A 15833-nucleotide genomic window follows, 5' to 3' on the forward strand; every position below is an offset into this window, starting at 1 on the left:
CAAGTTAGGGTATAGCCTAGATTGACATGCGCGATGCAACCCTTAACTTGCTTGCACCTATCGTTTCCATGCTAGCTTTATCGTAACGCTCAAGAAATTGGGCTTAATGCCGAAAACAATAAAATAAAACAGCCAACCCTTGAGGTTCTTATGCGCCAGAATTTACCAGTGACGGGTCGAAACTTAGAACTCCCAAAAGATGCCAATATTCTTTCGACTACCTCCCCTCAAAGCCATATCACGTACGTTAATCCTGACTTCATTAAAATCAGTGGTTTCACTGAGGAAGAACTATTAGGCCAGCCTCACAACATCGTAAGACACCCAGATATGCCGCCTGCTGCATTTGAGCATATGTGGAGTACATTAAAATCTGGCCGCTCATGGATGGGGCTAGTAAAAAATCGCTGTAAAAATGGCGACCACTATTGGGTAAGTGCTTATGTAACGCCAATAGCTAAGAATGGTTCGATTGTTGAATACCAGTCTGTAAGGACCAAGCCTGAACCTGAGCAGGTTTTGGCTGCGGAAAAATTATATGCTCAATTGAGAAGCGGGAAGGCCGCGAGGCCGAAATTGGCTGCTAGCTTTTCCGTGAAAATACTCTTGCTCATATGGGGTAGTATTATATCAAGCGCAATGGCTGCCGGCATGCTTACTGATACATCAATAAGCAGCTTATTGTTAGCCACTTTAATGTCAGGAAGCTTAAGCTCTGTTAGTGTTTTGGCTATTCTCTCTCCTCTTGGAAGACTGGTTGAAAGAGCCAGGAATATTTCCAATAACCCATTAAGTCAATCCCTCTACACTGGGCGCACCGATGAGTTTGGCCAAATAGAGTTTGCTTTACGAATGATGCAAGCTGAAACAGGCGCCATAGTAGGTCGCATAGGTGATGCATCAAATCGGCTTAGCGAACACACCCGAGGCCTACTAAAGGATATTGAGTCAAGCAATGTACTTACAGTTGAGCAGCAGGCAGAGACAGATCAAATAGCAACGGCAGTAAACCAAATGGTGGCAAGCATTCAAGAGGTTGCGAGCAATGCACAGCATGCTGCAGATGCGGCCGGAAGAGCAGACACTGAGACGGCATCTGGCCAGCGTCTGGTAGCCCACACAAGCCAGTCAATCACTGCCCTTGAAGGTGAAATTAGGCAAGCCACTCAGGTTATTCATGAGCTTGAAGGTCAAAGTAACGAGATATCAAAAGTTCTTGACGTTATACGAGGGATCGCCGAGCAAACGAATTTGTTGGCACTCAACGCAGCAATTGAGGCCGCGCGTGCTGGTGAGCAGGGGCGTGGTTTTGCTGTTGTCGCCGATGAGGTTCGCAGTCTTGCTGCTCGCACACAGCAATCGACAACGGATATTCAAAGCATGATCAGCGCTCTACAAGAGCGAGCGCAATCCGCTGTTACAGTCATGGAGCAAAGTAGTCGGCAAGCGCACACGAGTGTAGCTCACGCAGAGGAAGCAGCTACAGCTCTTGATGGAATTGGCCAACGCGTTAACGAAATTACCGACATGAACGCGCAAATAGCGACTGCGGTCGAGCAGCAGGGAGCAGTAAGTGAAGACATAAACCGCAGTATTATCAATATACGCGATGCTGCTGATACCAATGTACAGACCGGGCAGAATAATTTGCAAAGTGCGAAATCTGTCGCTCAGTTAACTAGCGCTCTGAGCGAACTGGCAAAACAGTTTTGGGAAAAACGAGGATAACGCTTTTCAGTATCTCGACAGGGATAACTTACTTTACCATCGGTTATCCCTTTTAGCCGCACAAATTTTAGCCATGGCTTTTCAGGAAGTCAGGGCTATCAGAATGGCCTTAGAAAGCCTAGTCAAAGAGCTGTCACGAGAACACCGTTAGCTTAGCGTACGATTTTTTCCGAATTCTGCGGTTCCCCCTAATAGCAACGATATACGGTTTAGCGTGGCTTATTCACGGGTAAGCCACTTAATGTAAAAAATTCATACACTATCGGGAGAGTTAAGGCTTGCTTTAACGAAAAAGGGCTTACGATAGCTTTAACTATGACAACAAGGACATTGCATTCATGAAAAAATCGTTATTTACCCTAAGCCTTTTGGCTTCAATTGTGGCGTTTAACTCTCACGCAGTGCGCATGGGTGAAGATGTTTCCGAAGACGAATACAGCGATTACATTGTACGCTTTGAGGCTCACGATGGAAAAGGCACCACGACTTGTGGTGGATTATTGATTGCGGGCGAATATATCTTAACTGCCGCCCACTGCGTGGGTGATCAGCGCCGAGAAAACCTCACATGGGTTTATGACTGGTGGATCGATGCCGGAGCCAGCAATAACATCAAAGTTTATCAAGGCACGGCGTTTAATGCCCCCAAGACCACAACGACCACCTACCAAGTTCTCAATTTATTAAAAGAGGATGCGGACTATGCGTTGCTCTACCAAGAAGCTCGCGCTGAATATGAGTATTTAAAAGCGCAAAACCCAAGTTTTGAGTGGAGTCGGCAAGATAATAGATTTCAATCGGATAGCTTTCGCGGGGCCAATTTTCATGACATCGCATTGATCAAGCTCGCCACGGCGGTTTCTCAAACCTCTCACGCAGCGATCACGCCAGCTTTTGACCGAACCACCCAAACCTTTAATGCACAAGCCAATCAGCGTATGCTGTTTAAAGGCTGGGGTCGGGACGAAACCGGCCAAAAACCACAAACCATGCAGAAAGTCTATTTAAATTGGCTCACCAAGCCTCCTGAGTGGGCAACTGGCACCATGATTAGTGATGTGAATTACATTCCCAATTTTTTGCGCTATCAAGCTCAGCTAGAGGAGACATTAGAGCGCTGTAGCGCTGCCGATATAACCCGCAACTGCATATACGGTTATTACGATTTCACTGCTCTAGTGCCTGATGTGAAAGGTGCCACGCCAGACACTGGCGACTCCGGCACTCCTCTGGAGCTGGAACCCAATAAAATTATTGCCTTGGCGATTCGCACAGTGTCTTATACTGGCACCCCTGAATTTAGCCAATTCACTCACTTGGGCTGGTATTTGCCTCATATCGCCTCAAAAATTAACGCGATTACCGCACCAAAGCAGTTGGATTTTGTTGTCGAAGTGGAAAGTGAAGAGGTTATTGTACCGCCGATGACTACCACCTTTGCGGTGCAAAACTTAACCGACATTGACCAAACTCTCGCCCCTTATCTGGTGGGAGCGGTGAATGAAACGGTAAGTGGCTGTGATACCACGCTCAAACCAACGCAATCTTGTGAAATCACCGTGACCTTTGAGGGGGCGAATCAAGCTACGCTGCATCTTGGCGACAATAGCGATACCTCACTACCTATTTCGCTGAGTGTTGAAGTGAAAGCCGATGACGAAGACCAAGGCAACAACAACGGCGACAATAACAATAACGGCGGAGACAACTCAACGAGTGGCGGCAGCGGTGGTGGTGGCTCAATGGGCTTTTGGAGCTTGCTGTTAGGTGTAGTGCTTTGCTTGAGAAAGCGCCAATAAGCCTCAGCGTTAACGTCAATCATTCAATCCCAAACCCTGCAAATGCAGGGTTTTTTACTTGCCACATCCGCGCTCACATCAATAAATCGCCAACCTAACCGCAACAAGAGAACATCCTGTTAATACAAGAAATTAACATCCACATTATTGGCAACCTTTTTGCTCCCGATTAACTAAACAGCACCGTTATAGAGGTATCAAGTTTAGTAAATCAGCAGCCCGCTGCGTACTGTGGGGCTAGTTTAAATGAAGTCGGGATGTACAAGGCAATGGAAGAAGCATTAACCAGATACTTTTCGGAAGTCAATCAACGCCACTCTATCAGTCGAGAGGAAGAAGAGGCTCTGTATCCACGTTTAAGAGAGCCACAAGTACGCCAACTCATTGTTGAGTCGAACTTAAAAATCGCCCTAAAACACGCTCATCACTATGCCAAGATCTATCCCTTAATAGATTTGGCTGACTTAGTATGCGAGGCCAATTTGGGATTAACGATTGCAATAGGAAAATTCGACCCGACTAAAGGCTTTCGGTACTCAACGTATGCTGAGCATTGGATCCTTAATCGTTTAAAATCGTATGTCAGCGCAAGAGAGTCTGTAGTCAAAAAGCCCCATGCGGAATTTTATGAGGCGATAAAACTGATAAAACAAGAAGACTCCAGTGAAGCGCTCCCACCGCACACAAAAGATCGACTGATCTCGCGTTTGCAACCGGACCTGTCGTTTGATGCTGATTTAGAAACGATAGAGCATTACTCTCAAGACGGACTTCTCTTGGCCGATAGCTCCGATTTGGAGGAAGCGACGCATTTAAAAATGTTAGCCCATCAAATACAATCGTGGTGCGAAGACTTATCGAACACCGAAAAAGCCTGTCTTGATGCTCTCTATGGCTTAAATAATACCGATGAACTGTCCCCCAAGGAGTTATCCAATCAAATTGGGAAGTCCTATTCTGCAATCATAAAGATCCGAAATCGCTCATTGAAAAAACTCAAAGAAAAAGTCGAACCCATATAAGGCCCAATTTGCATGCTGTTAAAAAAATTCGCCTGTTACTTCTTGTTACCGTGTTCGTCGCCGCCGACTCTGTAAATTCGCTCTCAGCCCAGGCGACCGAAAGCATAACAAAGCTCAATCAAGATAGGGTTTGTCTTATCCAGGATGCTTATAAAGCAGGTGTAGGAGGAATAATGTTTCATACTAAGCAGTCAAGTAACCCTGTTTGTACCGTTCTAAATGATACTCACCCAGAAATAAAGATTCATACTAATTCCTACTACAAAATCTGAGTCACGCTACAGCTGAGTAATAAAGCATCATACTGGTTGTCTTGAGCATCCACAGATTGATTGGCCCCATTCAAACACGTTTCTGGACAGAAATCATTCAGAGCAGAAGTCTGGATTGTGTACTTCCCAAAACAACCCCCCATTCTAAATCAACCTAAACCGTTCACTTCCCATTCTAGCAAGATGAATTTGACACGACCATTGTCCAGTAAACAGATAGCCAAATAAGTAGTGTATTTTTTATCGATACATTTACCCTTGCTTTGTATTGAAAATTAGATACAACAACCATTACAACGTATGCAAAATTAGATACTATTTACGTTGTGGTGTATTTATTTAGAGATACAGAGTTATGAAAAAATCCGGTGTCTATGCCGTTGCACTCAAGCAAGTCAAAGCAAAAATCAGCGCTTTACTCGATTTATCTGTGCCTAAACCGCCGAAAAATGGTTGGGTGCGCAGTATCCGTGAGGCCTTGGGGATGTCGGGCACGCAATTAGGTGAACGTCTTAATATCTCTCGTAATCAAGTCTCCATATTGGAGCGTAAAGAAGCCGATGAAACCATCACACTCAAACAACTTAAACAACTGGCGAGCGGGCTCGATGCCGAACTGGTTTATGCGATTGTTCCGCGTCAGTCGATTGATGACATGATAGAAGCGCGCGCTATGGAGTTGGCCAAGCAGCGTTTGGCCATGAGCCACCAATCGATGTTTTTAGAAGCACAGCAGTTAACCTCAGAGCAACAACAGCAAGCGCTGGTTCAATTAGCCAATGAGATTAAAACGGGCAGCACCCGAGATTTGTGGAAAGTCAGTTTGCAGGAGAAATACCAATGAGTCTGTTTGTTGAACCAGAGGGCGCAACCCAACTAAATACCGATGATGTTGCCGGGCTGAAATTTGATCACATCACGACTCGCGAAGAGCTTAATGAGCTTGAAAATGCCAACATCCTACAAGGGTTGAGTTGGTTAGCCTCAACGCCTAAAACCAGTATGAATGACATTCTTTCTATGGCGTTTGTGGAAGAGTTGCATCAACGTTTGTTTGGTGATGTGTGGGAATGGGCCGGCAGCTACCGTCACCGAGAGTTAAACATTGGTGTCGATCCGCTGAATATCCGGCCAGATTTACACAACTTACTGGAAGACATCAAATGCTGGATTGAGTTTGAACACTATGACAACCTAGAACTCTCGGCCCGGATACAGCACAGGTTAGTTAAAATTCACCCTTTTCCTAACGGCAACGGACGTCACTCGCGCGTGATGACGGACTACATACGAATGGTACTACTCAGACAAAAACCTTTAGTTTGGTCCAATACAGATTTGGATAAACAAAGCCAAGAGCGGGGTGAGTACATTGCGAGCTTACGCCAAGCTGATGCCGGCGATTATGCGCCTTTAATTCAATATCTTCAGGCGAAAGGGAATGTGACTTAAACCAAGCGTTAAGAGCTAAATATACAATTACAGTGTGGATAGTTAAAAGAAGCTGGAACATAAGCCTCTTTTCTTTGTACAGAGAGCAAGCTCACCACAACGACAATTCTAAGTAATTTTTGGACATAAACGTTTTTAAATGGCAGCGTACGCTGATCGCTGCCATTTAAGTATGAAACTTTATTCTACTCACACAACCACGTCTACCAGATTAACTGCACTCATCACCACATCTTGGAGCTGGGATGGACTGTAGTGGTACGCTTACTTTGGAGAGCACAGCCACTACAGGTGTTGTTTCCTATTACGATGGTAAAAATAGAAGTAATACTTTCGCTGCAATATCTTGGGACACAGCTAGGGGGCGTCTGCAGGCCATTCACAGTCGTCCCCCTGTTCAGCATTCGCCAGCGCCTTTATATCATTCAAAGCAAGCAATAACATTCGGATGCCCAGTTCAGCTAGCGGTGGCGGTTCATGCAAATGGCAACCGAAAACGGGCAATCAAAATGGAGTGGGGGTTCAGACTTCCACGGTGAGAGCGAACATCACCGATGCGAAAATAACTAAGCTAGAAGTGTATCGCTGACTACTCACCGCCCTTCAGGGCGGTGCTTCTAAATCACAGAGAACGCGAGCTTCAGCTTGAGGTTAGTGATCCATGTGTTGAACTCAATTTAGGATTTATTCCTGAACCCTGAACTCACATGACCTTCCGCCAAGTTGATGATGTGATTCGAGGTTTTGTTTTTTCTGCTGTTGCCAAAGTTACACTCAAACAACAGCTTCTGTCGAACCCTTCCGTCACAACACCTTAATGCGAAGCAAGCTCCAGAAAGAATTTAGGGTTAGTCTGAATGGTCGCCAACACCTTTGCCGCTAATCCGGTTGGATTACGCCTACCTGTTTCCCAGCTTTTAATGGTATCAAGGCTAGTACCAAGTACCTTCGCCATTTCATCCTGCGTCACATTAAGCTGGGAACGAATAGCCTTAACATCAGCCAGTTCGTAACGCACAACACGAGCAGGCTCTTTAACGCTATTTTTGATCTCGACAGCTTCTTCAAGTGACGCTTTCAGCTCTTCAAAAAAATTCATACTATACCTCGCCTTTCAGTAATTTCGTCAGCTTCTTCAGGTCAGCTTTTTCAGCATCCGTCAGGCTGTCTTTCGTGCTTTTCGGGTAGGCCATAACCAAATATATAATCTCGTCAGTAGCTAGAAAGTAAATGACCCGTGCACTGCCACTTTTCCCTTGTATACCAGTCGCCATTCTTATCTTTCTCAATCCGCCAGTATGCCTTATGAGATCGCCTTTATCCGGTGATTCAATCAGCGTTTTCTGGAGTTCTTTGAGCTCGTCATCCGTAGCGATCTGCTTTATCTGACGAGTAAATATTGGTGTCTCAATAAACTCTATTGCATGGGGCACTGTGTAGTTCCATTTGCATTGAATGAGTACATTGTACACCATGTTAAAACAACAAAAAAATGTTATCTCTAAGTCGAGTTAATAAAAAACCGCCATGAATCGCCACTACTTCACTAGACGACTTTCGTATTGCTTGTGAATAGCTTGATTAGCCTTACCATAGTTAACATTCAAGAGAAAAACGGGAGTATACCCTGACTCAATTTGACCTATACCGACTATTGGCCGCTTACATAATAGCTCATGTAAATTGTGGATTTATTGAATATGGATAAGATCAAAGATCATTTCAATAATGGACTATGATGCAGATTTTAGTTATTTTATTCCATATTAATCAATAATTTAATCAATTAATAAGGAGTGCCACATTGAAAGCATGGAAAGTCATGTTCTCACTATCTGTATTGTTGCTTGCTGGATGTGCTAACCCACCTGAAGTCGTCGAACCTATCGCATACAACGCTAAGCATAGTGAAGCATTAAATATAGCCAATCAAACATTTCTTACCAAGTCATACAAACACGGATTCAAAACGGTAAAAAGCCCGCTTAAAGACTTTACTCAAGAAGAAATTGCAGAAGCAAAAACTGCGTTGACTAAATCTTCAGGTGGCGGAGCATCCTTATTTTTTGGAGCGTTGAGCCTGGCGACAGGTAATTTAACTGGTGTGATTGATCTTGCCGGTGGCACTGCAGCCGCTATCGCCAACAGTAATCATGTAGCGTCGTATCCACACTGGATCGTTGCGCTTGATGCGACCCAATTTGAAAATGGTATCGAGGCGAAGAATCATGCGAGTGAAATAATACAAAATACAGCTAAGACTCTGTTAGAAGAAAAAGGCAACACCTTCAAAAAAGTAGTGCTTAGGGAAGAAGGGAAAGCAACACTTACGGGCGCGAAACTCCATGAATCAACAGCATACACTTTGAATGATGATTTACGCCTGTTCGGCTTTTACCATAATGATTACTATCGTGAAAAAGGTGAGTTTGAGTTAGGACGTACCAATTTGGTCCCTTATGAACAACAATATGTGACTGTCAGAGAATCTCGGGTAGATGGGGATATTGGGGGATTCAAAAGTTTCCTTGATGGTGTTGTAATTGGTTACGAAGGTATCGAAGGATATGAACAGTACTTATTAGATCTAACTGCGAGACTACCCAAAGGCTACCTTCTCTACCTACCATCGCTTCCTAAAGCAAATGTTGTGACTGTGGAAAAAGTGGAAGATTGGCCTTGCTTTACCTGTAGGAAGACTAGTAGTTACTTCTGGCGAACTAAATTTGTTCCTGCGATCTACTCCGAAGGTAAAAAGTTAGAGTTCATCCAACCATAATATAAGTACAAATTAGCTTTGTCACCGCTCCAGCTTAGTCCGGCGAGCCATAACAAAATACATACCATCGACCACTAGGGCAAATTATATGCCCTAGTGCGCGTTTAAATTGTGTAGTTAACCTGAGATCGGTTTAAGCCATTGCCATCAGGACTTTTTGAGGCGCTTACATTTTATCTTGCTCTGGCCAGCTTAGCCATAAACCCAGAATCCAGTGGCATATCCTGCGGCATAGTAATGATGCCCAACTCGACCGATTGTAGAGCCAAATTATGCTTGTCATTCAATTGGCCTTTATGCGGCCATGCCATCACAATGTTCCAAGCTTCACGCGCTAGAACCAGCATAGGGTTATCCGGTACCTTTTCCAGCTCAAGCGCCTTACGTTCTGCTTTCTCAGCTTTCCCTATATCGGTTTTCCATCGGTAAAGGAACTGTATAGCCATCATCCGCCTCCCCCGCATCAACGGTGCGAAACCAAGATTACCGGTTTCCGCATCAGTATGAAACTCTATCTCCTTGCTGACTTCTGGGCAGTCCAGCATTTCTCTGATTGGTTTCTTAATGCAGCGGTCGATAAATACCTTGTTCTGGGTGTAACTACTTTTCAAAAGCTGTCCTTTTTCGTCCAGAAGGCCATAGAGACCGTGTAACGTCTCTATCGACTGGGGATGGAGCGTTCCTTTGTCTTTAAAGCGCGAGAGAAGCGTATAGAGACGTTTTGAGTGCTCAGACTTAAGGCTTCTGAAAGCTTTGTGATTGATCTGCGCATGACCGGCGGAATAATCGATATAAGCATTAATAAGTTCAGAGTTTGGCACAATAGACAACTCTCCTTTCTGATACTTTACCCGTGCAAACAGAGGAATGAAATCAAACTCCTGTTCCTTGTCGTTATTCACTCCAACCTTACGACTGGACAGACGCTCGGCCACCGGACGCAATGTCGGATAGAGCTGTTTGGAGCTTAGTCCAAACCACTCCTTGAGAACATCAGAGCTGAAAGTGTAGCGCGGAGCATAAATATCGCGCTTTTCCAGAAAGTCGATCCAGTGATCTTTGTGAAGACGGGAAAGAAACAGCGCCATCATGTCGTGTTCACGCGCTGATAGGCCCAGTTGACTGAACACTAGTTCGTGGCTTTTCTTGAAAAACTGCTGAGGCAATTCGTTCGGGTTTTCGGTCGTAACCTGATAACGTTTATCAGAAGTATTGGTCATTATCGCTGTGCCTATGGTCACATATTTTTAGTCTACGGGGTTAGATTACTAAAAACATGTGACCATTTACCAGTAAATATACAATGGACACTAAATTTATGTAGCCATGTGGGCAAGTTCATGACAAATACTAAAAATATGTGACCGTCAGACTAAAAAAAAGATCAATCAAACTAAAATAATGTGACCTTGGACTAATTTAATGTGACCTCAAAAGGAGATTAAACTAAAAAAATGTAACCACAGCACTAAAATTAAGTGACTGTTAGGCCACTAACCTTATGATATTAATGGGTTTATTCACACCTATAGATCTTTATAGATCCTTTATAAAGATCTTATAGATCTATTATATAGGATTATATAGCCTGTGGATTGTGGATAACTCGTTGAGTTAACACACAAATCCACAGTTGCAAGTAAATATCATATTTCTTCATATTTTTTTAAGAAGATTAAAGATCTTTTATCAGCAGTGTGGTTAAACCTAGAAAACGTGCGACCGAAGTTACGTTTGAACTCAATGAACCTCATCGAGCGTGGTTCGAGTTTCAGTGTCAGCTCGACTACAAGAGTGCTAGATAATTGTCGCTTAATAGCGAAATTGCTAATTAAATCTGAGTGTCGATATAAACGCTCTGTAATGCGCGCTAAGGGTGTTATTTTTAATTCGCAATACAGTCTCGTAGCTATTCATTTAATTCACGCTCTGCGCTCATTTAGGGGCCTTTATGAGTGCTGGGCAGATGCCTGCACCAATCTCTTTTAAAAAATCAGCAACATCCAATAGTTGGTACATCAAATCCGGCGCGAGCGAACGAATAGCATCAAAATCTACCGTAGATTTCACCGGAGTGACAACGATTCCCGCTCTAACTTACCCATTGCGCCGTAAAGCCCATCATTCATAGCTGGGATATAAGGCGCAATGGGTAAATTCGCTTGGCTATCGGAGAGCTTTTTTAAAGTGCCCATCTTGTTTTTTATTCGTTCAATTTCGGTATCTTGTACTTCATTGATTTGAGCCAGCTCCATGCGGAGCTTTTCCAGCTCGTCACGATCCCCTTTGTGATCATTTATCACTTTGTTTAACGTGGATTGAATTGCAGCAATACGTTGCTCGCGTTCTTTTGAGTTGGCGTAAAACGCTTCAACCTCTGCGCGCAGTTCGTTCTTAAGTTGTTCTATGGTCGTTTTCATGAGTTCATTCTGCTCGTTTAGCGCCCGGTACTGCTCTGGTAGGCTGGCCAAATTCAACATATCCCCTTTTAATTTGTCGATCTCCATGTTTAATCTAAGCAGTTGCTGGTCGGAGATCGAAGACGTTCCATTGTCGCTGTTTGTGAAATCCAGATAACTCGTTTTATCTGATTGGATTAGATAAAGTGTCACCCCCGCCCCTGAGGCAATAAGAGTGACTAGTCCAGCCCATAAAGCTATTTTTGATGTTAGTCCGCGGCGTTTCTTTTCTTTGTTGTTCGATATTAATTGATCGTCATCGTCAACATCGTCGGTGATTGTAAGTTTTATTTCCGGTTCGTCATCGACGTTTATGTCACTAACTGTTAACTCTATTCCATCTTTAGCTTCCGCCGCTGCCGTTTCTGACTCATTCGGGGGCGTGGTTTTATCCACGGGTGTGGGGTGATTTGATTGGCTTGAGTGAATGGGTTCTTTTTCGCGACTCATTATTTGTTTTCCTTCGCTTTGATTTGAACCGTTCTTGAGATTTCATTGACCTCAACATCAAACCCAACACCAACCAATGTCTGTACAACCTGAAGAGTGTTTGCTGTCGTAAAAGTCCGGTTCGTTAACGGCAGTTTCATTGAGTAGAGTGAGAGTGTTTCTGTGTCGGTTTCTCTTAATGCACTCAGTCGGTAACCAGAAAGAGAAAGGATATAGTTTAAGCCTTGGCCGATGTATTTTATTGATGCTGGCATTTCAAGTGATCGCACTTCTAGTAGCGGGTATTTTTGCTCTAGATTTGTATCAACTTTTAGCTGCGTGTAGCCACCGGTTTGGACGTATAGTTTTTTTGATACATCCGTTGTAGCCGGTTCGCTAGCATTGGCGTTTATAGCAATCGCCAATGACGTGATAGTCGCAAGGATCTGAGATGTTGTTTTCGGTGCGCGCATTAGTATTCCTCCGCATTTACTTATCAACTAAACGTCAGCGCGCCAAAAGTGTCGCTTTTGCAGTCCCGCATTTTTGGCAGGAAAAGCCTAAAAAGCTATTTATGTTTTATGTGGCCCATCACCGAGGTGAGGTCGCCCCATAAATAGCTTATCTTTATATATTTATATATAGTGAAAACACCCACCCAAAATGAACACCCCCCCCCACATCAAATGTGGGGAGTTACCCACATTGAATATGGGGAGCTTTCAGGTCAAATGTGGGGAGTTACCCACATTGAATATGGGGAGCTTTCAGGTCGAATGTGGGGAGTTACCCACATCGAATATGGGGAGCTTTCAGGTCGAATGTGGGGAGTTACCCACATCGAATATGGGGAGTTCCAGGTCGAATGTGGGGAGTTACCCACATCGAATATGGGGAGTTCCAGGTCGAATGTGGGGAGTTACCCACATCGAACGTGGGGAGTTCCAGGTCAAATGTGGGGAGTTACCCACATCGAATATGGGGAGCTTTCAGGTCGAATGTGGGGAGTTACCCAGATCAGACATGGGGAGTTTTCAGGTTGAATGCAGGGTGCTTTCTGGGTTAAATCTAGTCGCTGGTGAAGGTAAGTTTCTGGGTCTTACTTGGCTTTTTGAGTAGTGGTGAGAGTATGAAAATGCCACCTAATAGGTGGCATTTTTTAGATGTACGGTAAGGTTAGCTTAACCATACAGCTCAAGGATTTTAGCGTGCGTAGTTTTGTCCAGCACGTTCCCTTTTCTGGTTTAAATGTTCGGTGCGCTATCCGCCCGAACGTCAAGCAATAATACCTCTTTGGTTAAGTTGATTTCTGAATTCAGTTCAAACGTTTTTGTGACTCTTTGTGTGTTATGAGCCATATCATCACGCGTGATTGCTGAGCTCTTCCAGAGGTTCACCATCTGCAGAGTTTGACGATATTGTTTGCGTAAGCTGGCTCTTTTATCCGCGATGTCACGAGCAGGAAGAATGGCTATTTATCGCAAAGATGAAGATTAAAGAGCACTGTATCGAGCTCCTTAAGAGCCCATAAAATGTCATACGCGAGCCGGTTTTGAAACACGATTTTGTAGGTTGCAACGTGCATGTTGTCATTCAAATGCAGTGATGAATTGATGCTTGATAATTTCGATTCTAAAGCAGATTTCAGTTGTTAGCTGCGAACGGCTTTACTACTTTTTTACCATCATTTCATGACTAATTTCTGCTTTTAAAATCTCTTCAGAATACATTTTTTTGAAGCGAACATTTTCGGCTTCAATCTCTTTTAGACGAGCTATCAATCATGCATTCATGCCACCGAATCGGTGCTTTTCAAGGTGGCTGTCAAATATTAAGCAGCATTCATTTTATGAAAAATTCCACTTTTAGCGTCAATTAATTTAAGGGGTGATTACCCATAGTTATAGATTGAAAGATAAACGACATTCAGGAGCAATACCTGAGTAAAAGGGTGGATCAATTTTGATTGATCGCTTTTAAGCTAAAAGTGGATCAGTTTTCGGTGATCGTTGACAGTTGTCACGGATTATTTTCGTTGCTTTATTGTTTTGGTGGGGATGTAGGGCGTTGTACTCCAATCATTGTGGGACCTGAGTGTCGATTATTTCTTTTGATGGGATTGTGACGGAAATTTCTAGATGATTGTGGGATTTGGTCAGTTTGAAGCGCTTGAGGGCTGATGAACTTTTACATGTGAAAGCCCATGGGGTAGCACGCGGTGGGCTGTGAGCAAGAGCGCTTTTGGGTTGCTTTTCGATGCGCCAGTTGAGTCGAAATCTCAAAGTGACTCTTCGATGGTGTTTTGGCAGTATAAATGACAGACTTGAGAACGATGGTACCGACATTGATATCGGTACCATAGCTGGTTCAACTTAGCAAAAACGCCGTAAACCCTCGCCCAATGCGGGCGGGGATATAAGATGCCTCAAATCTTGTCTACGTCTAGACCAGCGTGTTTTAATCGGCTGGTAAGGTTTCTCATTTTGCTAAATTCTGTGCCGTAGCTGGGCTTTAAGCCGACCTCTTCGCAAAACTCTTTCGCCGTAATGTCTTGAAGCTCGTCAGCGTACTTGATCATTTGCAGGTGTAACTCAGCCATGTACTGGTTGCGTGGAGCTCCACTTAATGTCTGACGTATCGCCAGAAAAATCTGCTTTTTCATTCCTATTTCTCAGCTTTTACCTGAACTGATAGCTAACTTAGCTAATTTGTGCTTGATTTTATGTTTTTGCTCTTGTGAACTGGAACAATTAATCATCAAAACTTGTTTCTCGGCAGTTGTGCAACTCTATATCAAAGAGTCAACTCTATATAGCCAAGCCGGAGTAAAAGGAGATTCAATGACCGATAACATCCCACAAGCCCCTCAAGGTGAGTTTGTTCTTTTCACCAGTGCTGACGGTCAAACCCGCGTTGAGTGTCGTTTTGAGTCTGACACCTTGTGGCTTTCACAAGCTGCGATGGCTGAGCTTTATGATAAAGACGTTCGCACAATCAATGAGCATCTAATCAATATCTACAACGAGGGTGAGCTTGTACAAAACGCAACCATCCGGAAATTCCGGATAGTTCGATTGGAAGGTATTCGCCAAGTATCTCGCGAGATCGACCACTATAATCTCGATGCCATTCTGTCTGTTGGTTACAGAGTTCGTTCGCAGCGTGGAACACAGTTCCGCCAATGGGCAACGCAAGTCCTGAAAGAATACCTGATTAAGGGATTTGCCATGGATGACGAGCGCCTCAAAAATCCCCCCGTTGGACACTCTGCGGTGCCTGACTACTTTGACGAGATGCTGGAACGCATTCGTGATATCCGCGCTAGTGAGCGTCGCGTTTATCTGCGAGTGAAAGAAATCTTTACCATGGCTGCCGATTACGAGCCATCTAACCAAGAGACTAACCGCTTCTTCCAAACCATTCAGAACAAGCTGCATTATGCTTGTACGCATATGACTGCTGCTGAGCTTATTGCCAGCCGTGTGGATGCCAGTAAGCCGGATATGGGCTTAACCAGCTATAAAGGCGATGAAGTTCGCAAGACTGACGTTATTGTTGCCAAGAACTATTTGCGTGAAGACGAAATCAAAGAGCTTAATCGCATTGTCAATATGTGGCTCGACTTTGCCGAAGATCAAGCGCTGCGTCGCAAACAAGTGTTCTTACAAGATTGGGCCGATAAGCTTGACCAGTTTTTAAGTTTTAATGATAGAGACGTATTAAGCGGAGCGGGAAAAATCTCCAAGAAAGACGCAGATGATAAGGCGAAACTGGAATTTGACCGCTTTGCCCAGCAACGCCGCCGTTTAAAAGAAGCCGAAGGCACACTTGCTAATATTTCAGCCCTCAAGGCAATACTCAAAAAAGACAAATAGCGCGAGTGACTTCTCCCC

Annotated in this window: 13 protein-coding genes and 1 pseudogene; 7 read left to right on the forward strand and 7 right to left on the reverse strand. The window is 44.1% G+C overall.

The annotated features are described in order from the left end of the window. Window positions 1–150 precede the first annotated feature (150 nt). From OOK74_RS14875 to OOK74_RS14895, 5 genes are all read left to right on the forward strand, one after another. A complete protein-coding gene (locus OOK74_RS14875; RefSeq protein WP_001323889.1) occupies window positions 151–1728 on the forward strand; it encodes a methyl-accepting chemotaxis protein in 1578 nt (525 codons plus the stop codon). Between the two features lie 338 nt (window positions 1729–2066). Then, window positions 2067–3527, forward strand: coding sequence for a trypsin-like serine protease (locus tag OOK74_RS14880; protein ID WP_278183653.1), 1461 nt, complete (start codon window positions 2067–2069; stop codon window positions 3525–3527). Between the two features lie 269 nt (window positions 3528–3796). Continuing rightward, entirely contained in the window at window positions 3797–4549 is a 753-nt protein-coding gene (locus OOK74_RS14885; protein ID WP_278183654.1) for a sigma-70 family RNA polymerase sigma factor, read from the forward strand. Between the two features lie 627 nt (window positions 4550–5176). Further along, window positions 5177–5665, forward strand: a complete 489-nt coding sequence (locus OOK74_RS14890; RefSeq protein WP_278183655.1) for a mobile mystery protein A — start codon at window positions 5177–5179, stop codon at window positions 5663–5665. Continuing rightward, the gene (locus OOK74_RS14895; RefSeq protein WP_278183656.1) at window positions 5662–6273 is read left to right on the forward strand and encodes a mobile mystery protein B; all 612 of its coding nucleotides are present in this window, start codon (window positions 5662–5664) and stop codon (window positions 6271–6273) included. Before OOK74_RS14890 ends, OOK74_RS14895 begins: the two co-directional genes overlap by 4 nt. Window positions 6274–7087: 814 nt before the next feature. On the opposite strand, the gene nadS is transcribed toward OOK74_RS14895, so the two are convergent. Both nadS and OOK74_RS14905 read right to left on the reverse strand, forming a co-directional pair. Beyond that, window positions 7088–7372 carry a NadS family protein gene (gene nadS, locus OOK74_RS14900; RefSeq protein ID WP_278183625.1) on the reverse strand — a complete coding sequence of 95 codons (285 nt, stop codon included), beginning with the start codon at window positions 7370–7372 and terminating at the stop codon, window positions 7088–7090. Window position 7373: 1 nt separating this feature from the next. Continuing rightward, on the reverse strand, window positions 7374–7706 hold the full coding sequence (locus tag OOK74_RS14905; RefSeq protein ID WP_278183626.1) for a type II toxin-antitoxin system RelE/ParE family toxin: 333 nt from the start codon (window positions 7704–7706) through the stop codon (window positions 7374–7376). A gap of 371 nt (window positions 7707–8077) precedes the next feature. Between OOK74_RS14905 and OOK74_RS14910 the strand changes: the two genes are divergently transcribed. After that, window positions 8078–9052, forward strand: coding sequence for a hypothetical protein (locus OOK74_RS14910; protein ID WP_278183627.1), 975 nt, complete (start codon window positions 8078–8080; stop codon window positions 9050–9052). Window positions 9053–9225: 173 nt separating this feature from the next. Here OOK74_RS14910 and OOK74_RS14915 read toward each other — a convergent pair whose 3' ends face one another. The 5 genes and pseudogenes from OOK74_RS14915 to OOK74_RS14935 all read right to left on the reverse strand — a co-directional run bounded on the left by OOK74_RS14915 (window position 9226) and on the right by OOK74_RS14935 (window position 14602). Next, the gene (locus OOK74_RS14915) at window positions 9226–10272 is read right to left on the reverse strand and encodes a replication initiation protein (protein ID WP_278183628.1); all 1047 of its coding nucleotides are present in this window, start codon (window positions 10270–10272) and stop codon (window positions 9226–9228) included. Window positions 10273–11118: 846 nt separating this feature from the next. Beyond that, a complete protein-coding gene (locus tag OOK74_RS14920) occupies window positions 11119–11961 on the reverse strand; it encodes a hypothetical protein (protein WP_278183629.1) in 843 nt (280 codons plus the stop codon). Then, window positions 11961–12413, reverse strand: coding sequence for a hypothetical protein (locus OOK74_RS14925; RefSeq protein ID WP_278183631.1), 453 nt, complete (start codon window positions 12411–12413; stop codon window positions 11961–11963). The genes OOK74_RS14920 and OOK74_RS14925 overlap by 1 nt, the downstream gene beginning before the upstream one ends. Before the next feature lie 1200 nt (window positions 12414–13613). Next, window positions 13614–13745, reverse strand: a pseudogene (locus OOK74_RS14930) (IS3 family transposase); the annotation flags it as partial. Window positions 13746–14365: 620 nt separating this feature from the next. Then, window positions 14366–14602 (reverse strand): HTH-like domain-containing protein, encoded by a 237-nt coding sequence (locus OOK74_RS14935; RefSeq protein ID WP_278183632.1) that lies wholly within the window; start codon window positions 14600–14602, stop codon window positions 14366–14368. Window positions 14603–14780: 178 nt separating this feature from the next. Here OOK74_RS14935 and OOK74_RS14940 point away from each other — a divergent pair, with 178 nt between their 5' ends. Next, window positions 14781–15815 (forward strand): virulence RhuM family protein, encoded by a 1035-nt coding sequence (locus tag OOK74_RS14940; RefSeq protein ID WP_278183633.1) that lies wholly within the window; start codon window positions 14781–14783, stop codon window positions 15813–15815. Window positions 15816–15833 lie beyond the last annotated feature (18 nt).

The organism is Vibrio misgurnus, from assembly GCF_029635775.1.
In the GTDB taxonomy this organism is placed as follows: domain Bacteria; phylum Pseudomonadota; class Gammaproteobacteria; order Enterobacterales; family Vibrionaceae; genus Vibrio; species Vibrio chanodichtyis.

Coding starts and splice junctions, on each gene's coding strand:
- OOK74_RS14935 (WP_278183632.1), bottom strand. CDS start 14,602: ATGAAAAAGCAGATTTTTCTGGCGATACGTCAGACATTAAGTGGAGCT.
- OOK74_RS14895 (WP_278183656.1), top strand. CDS start 5,662: ATGAGTCTGTTTGTTGAACCAGAGGGCGCAACCCAACTAAATACCGAT.
- OOK74_RS14915 (WP_278183628.1), bottom strand. CDS start 10,272: ATGACCAATACTTCTGATAAACGTTATCAGGTTACGACCGAAAACCCG.
- OOK74_RS14875 (WP_001323889.1), top strand. CDS start 151: ATGCGCCAGAATTTACCAGTGACGGGTCGAAACTTAGAACTCCCAAAA.
- OOK74_RS14885 (WP_278183654.1), top strand. CDS start 3,797: ATGGAAGAAGCATTAACCAGATACTTTTCGGAAGTCAATCAACGCCAC.
- OOK74_RS14925 (WP_278183631.1), bottom strand. CDS start 12,413: ATGCGCGCACCGAAAACAACATCTCAGATCCTTGCGACTATCACGTCA.
- OOK74_RS14940 (WP_278183633.1), top strand. CDS start 14,781: ATGACCGATAACATCCCACAAGCCCCTCAAGGTGAGTTTGTTCTTTTC.
- nadS (WP_278183625.1), bottom strand. CDS start 7,372: ATGAATTTTTTTGAAGAGCTGAAAGCGTCACTTGAAGAAGCTGTCGAG.
- OOK74_RS14890 (WP_278183655.1), top strand. CDS start 5,177: ATGAAAAAATCCGGTGTCTATGCCGTTGCACTCAAGCAAGTCAAAGCA.
- OOK74_RS14880 (WP_278183653.1), top strand. CDS start 2,067: ATGAAAAAATCGTTATTTACCCTAAGCCTTTTGGCTTCAATTGTGGCG.
- OOK74_RS14920 (WP_278183629.1), bottom strand. CDS start 11,961: ATGAGTCGCGAAAAAGAACCCATTCACTCAAGCCAATCAAATCACCCC.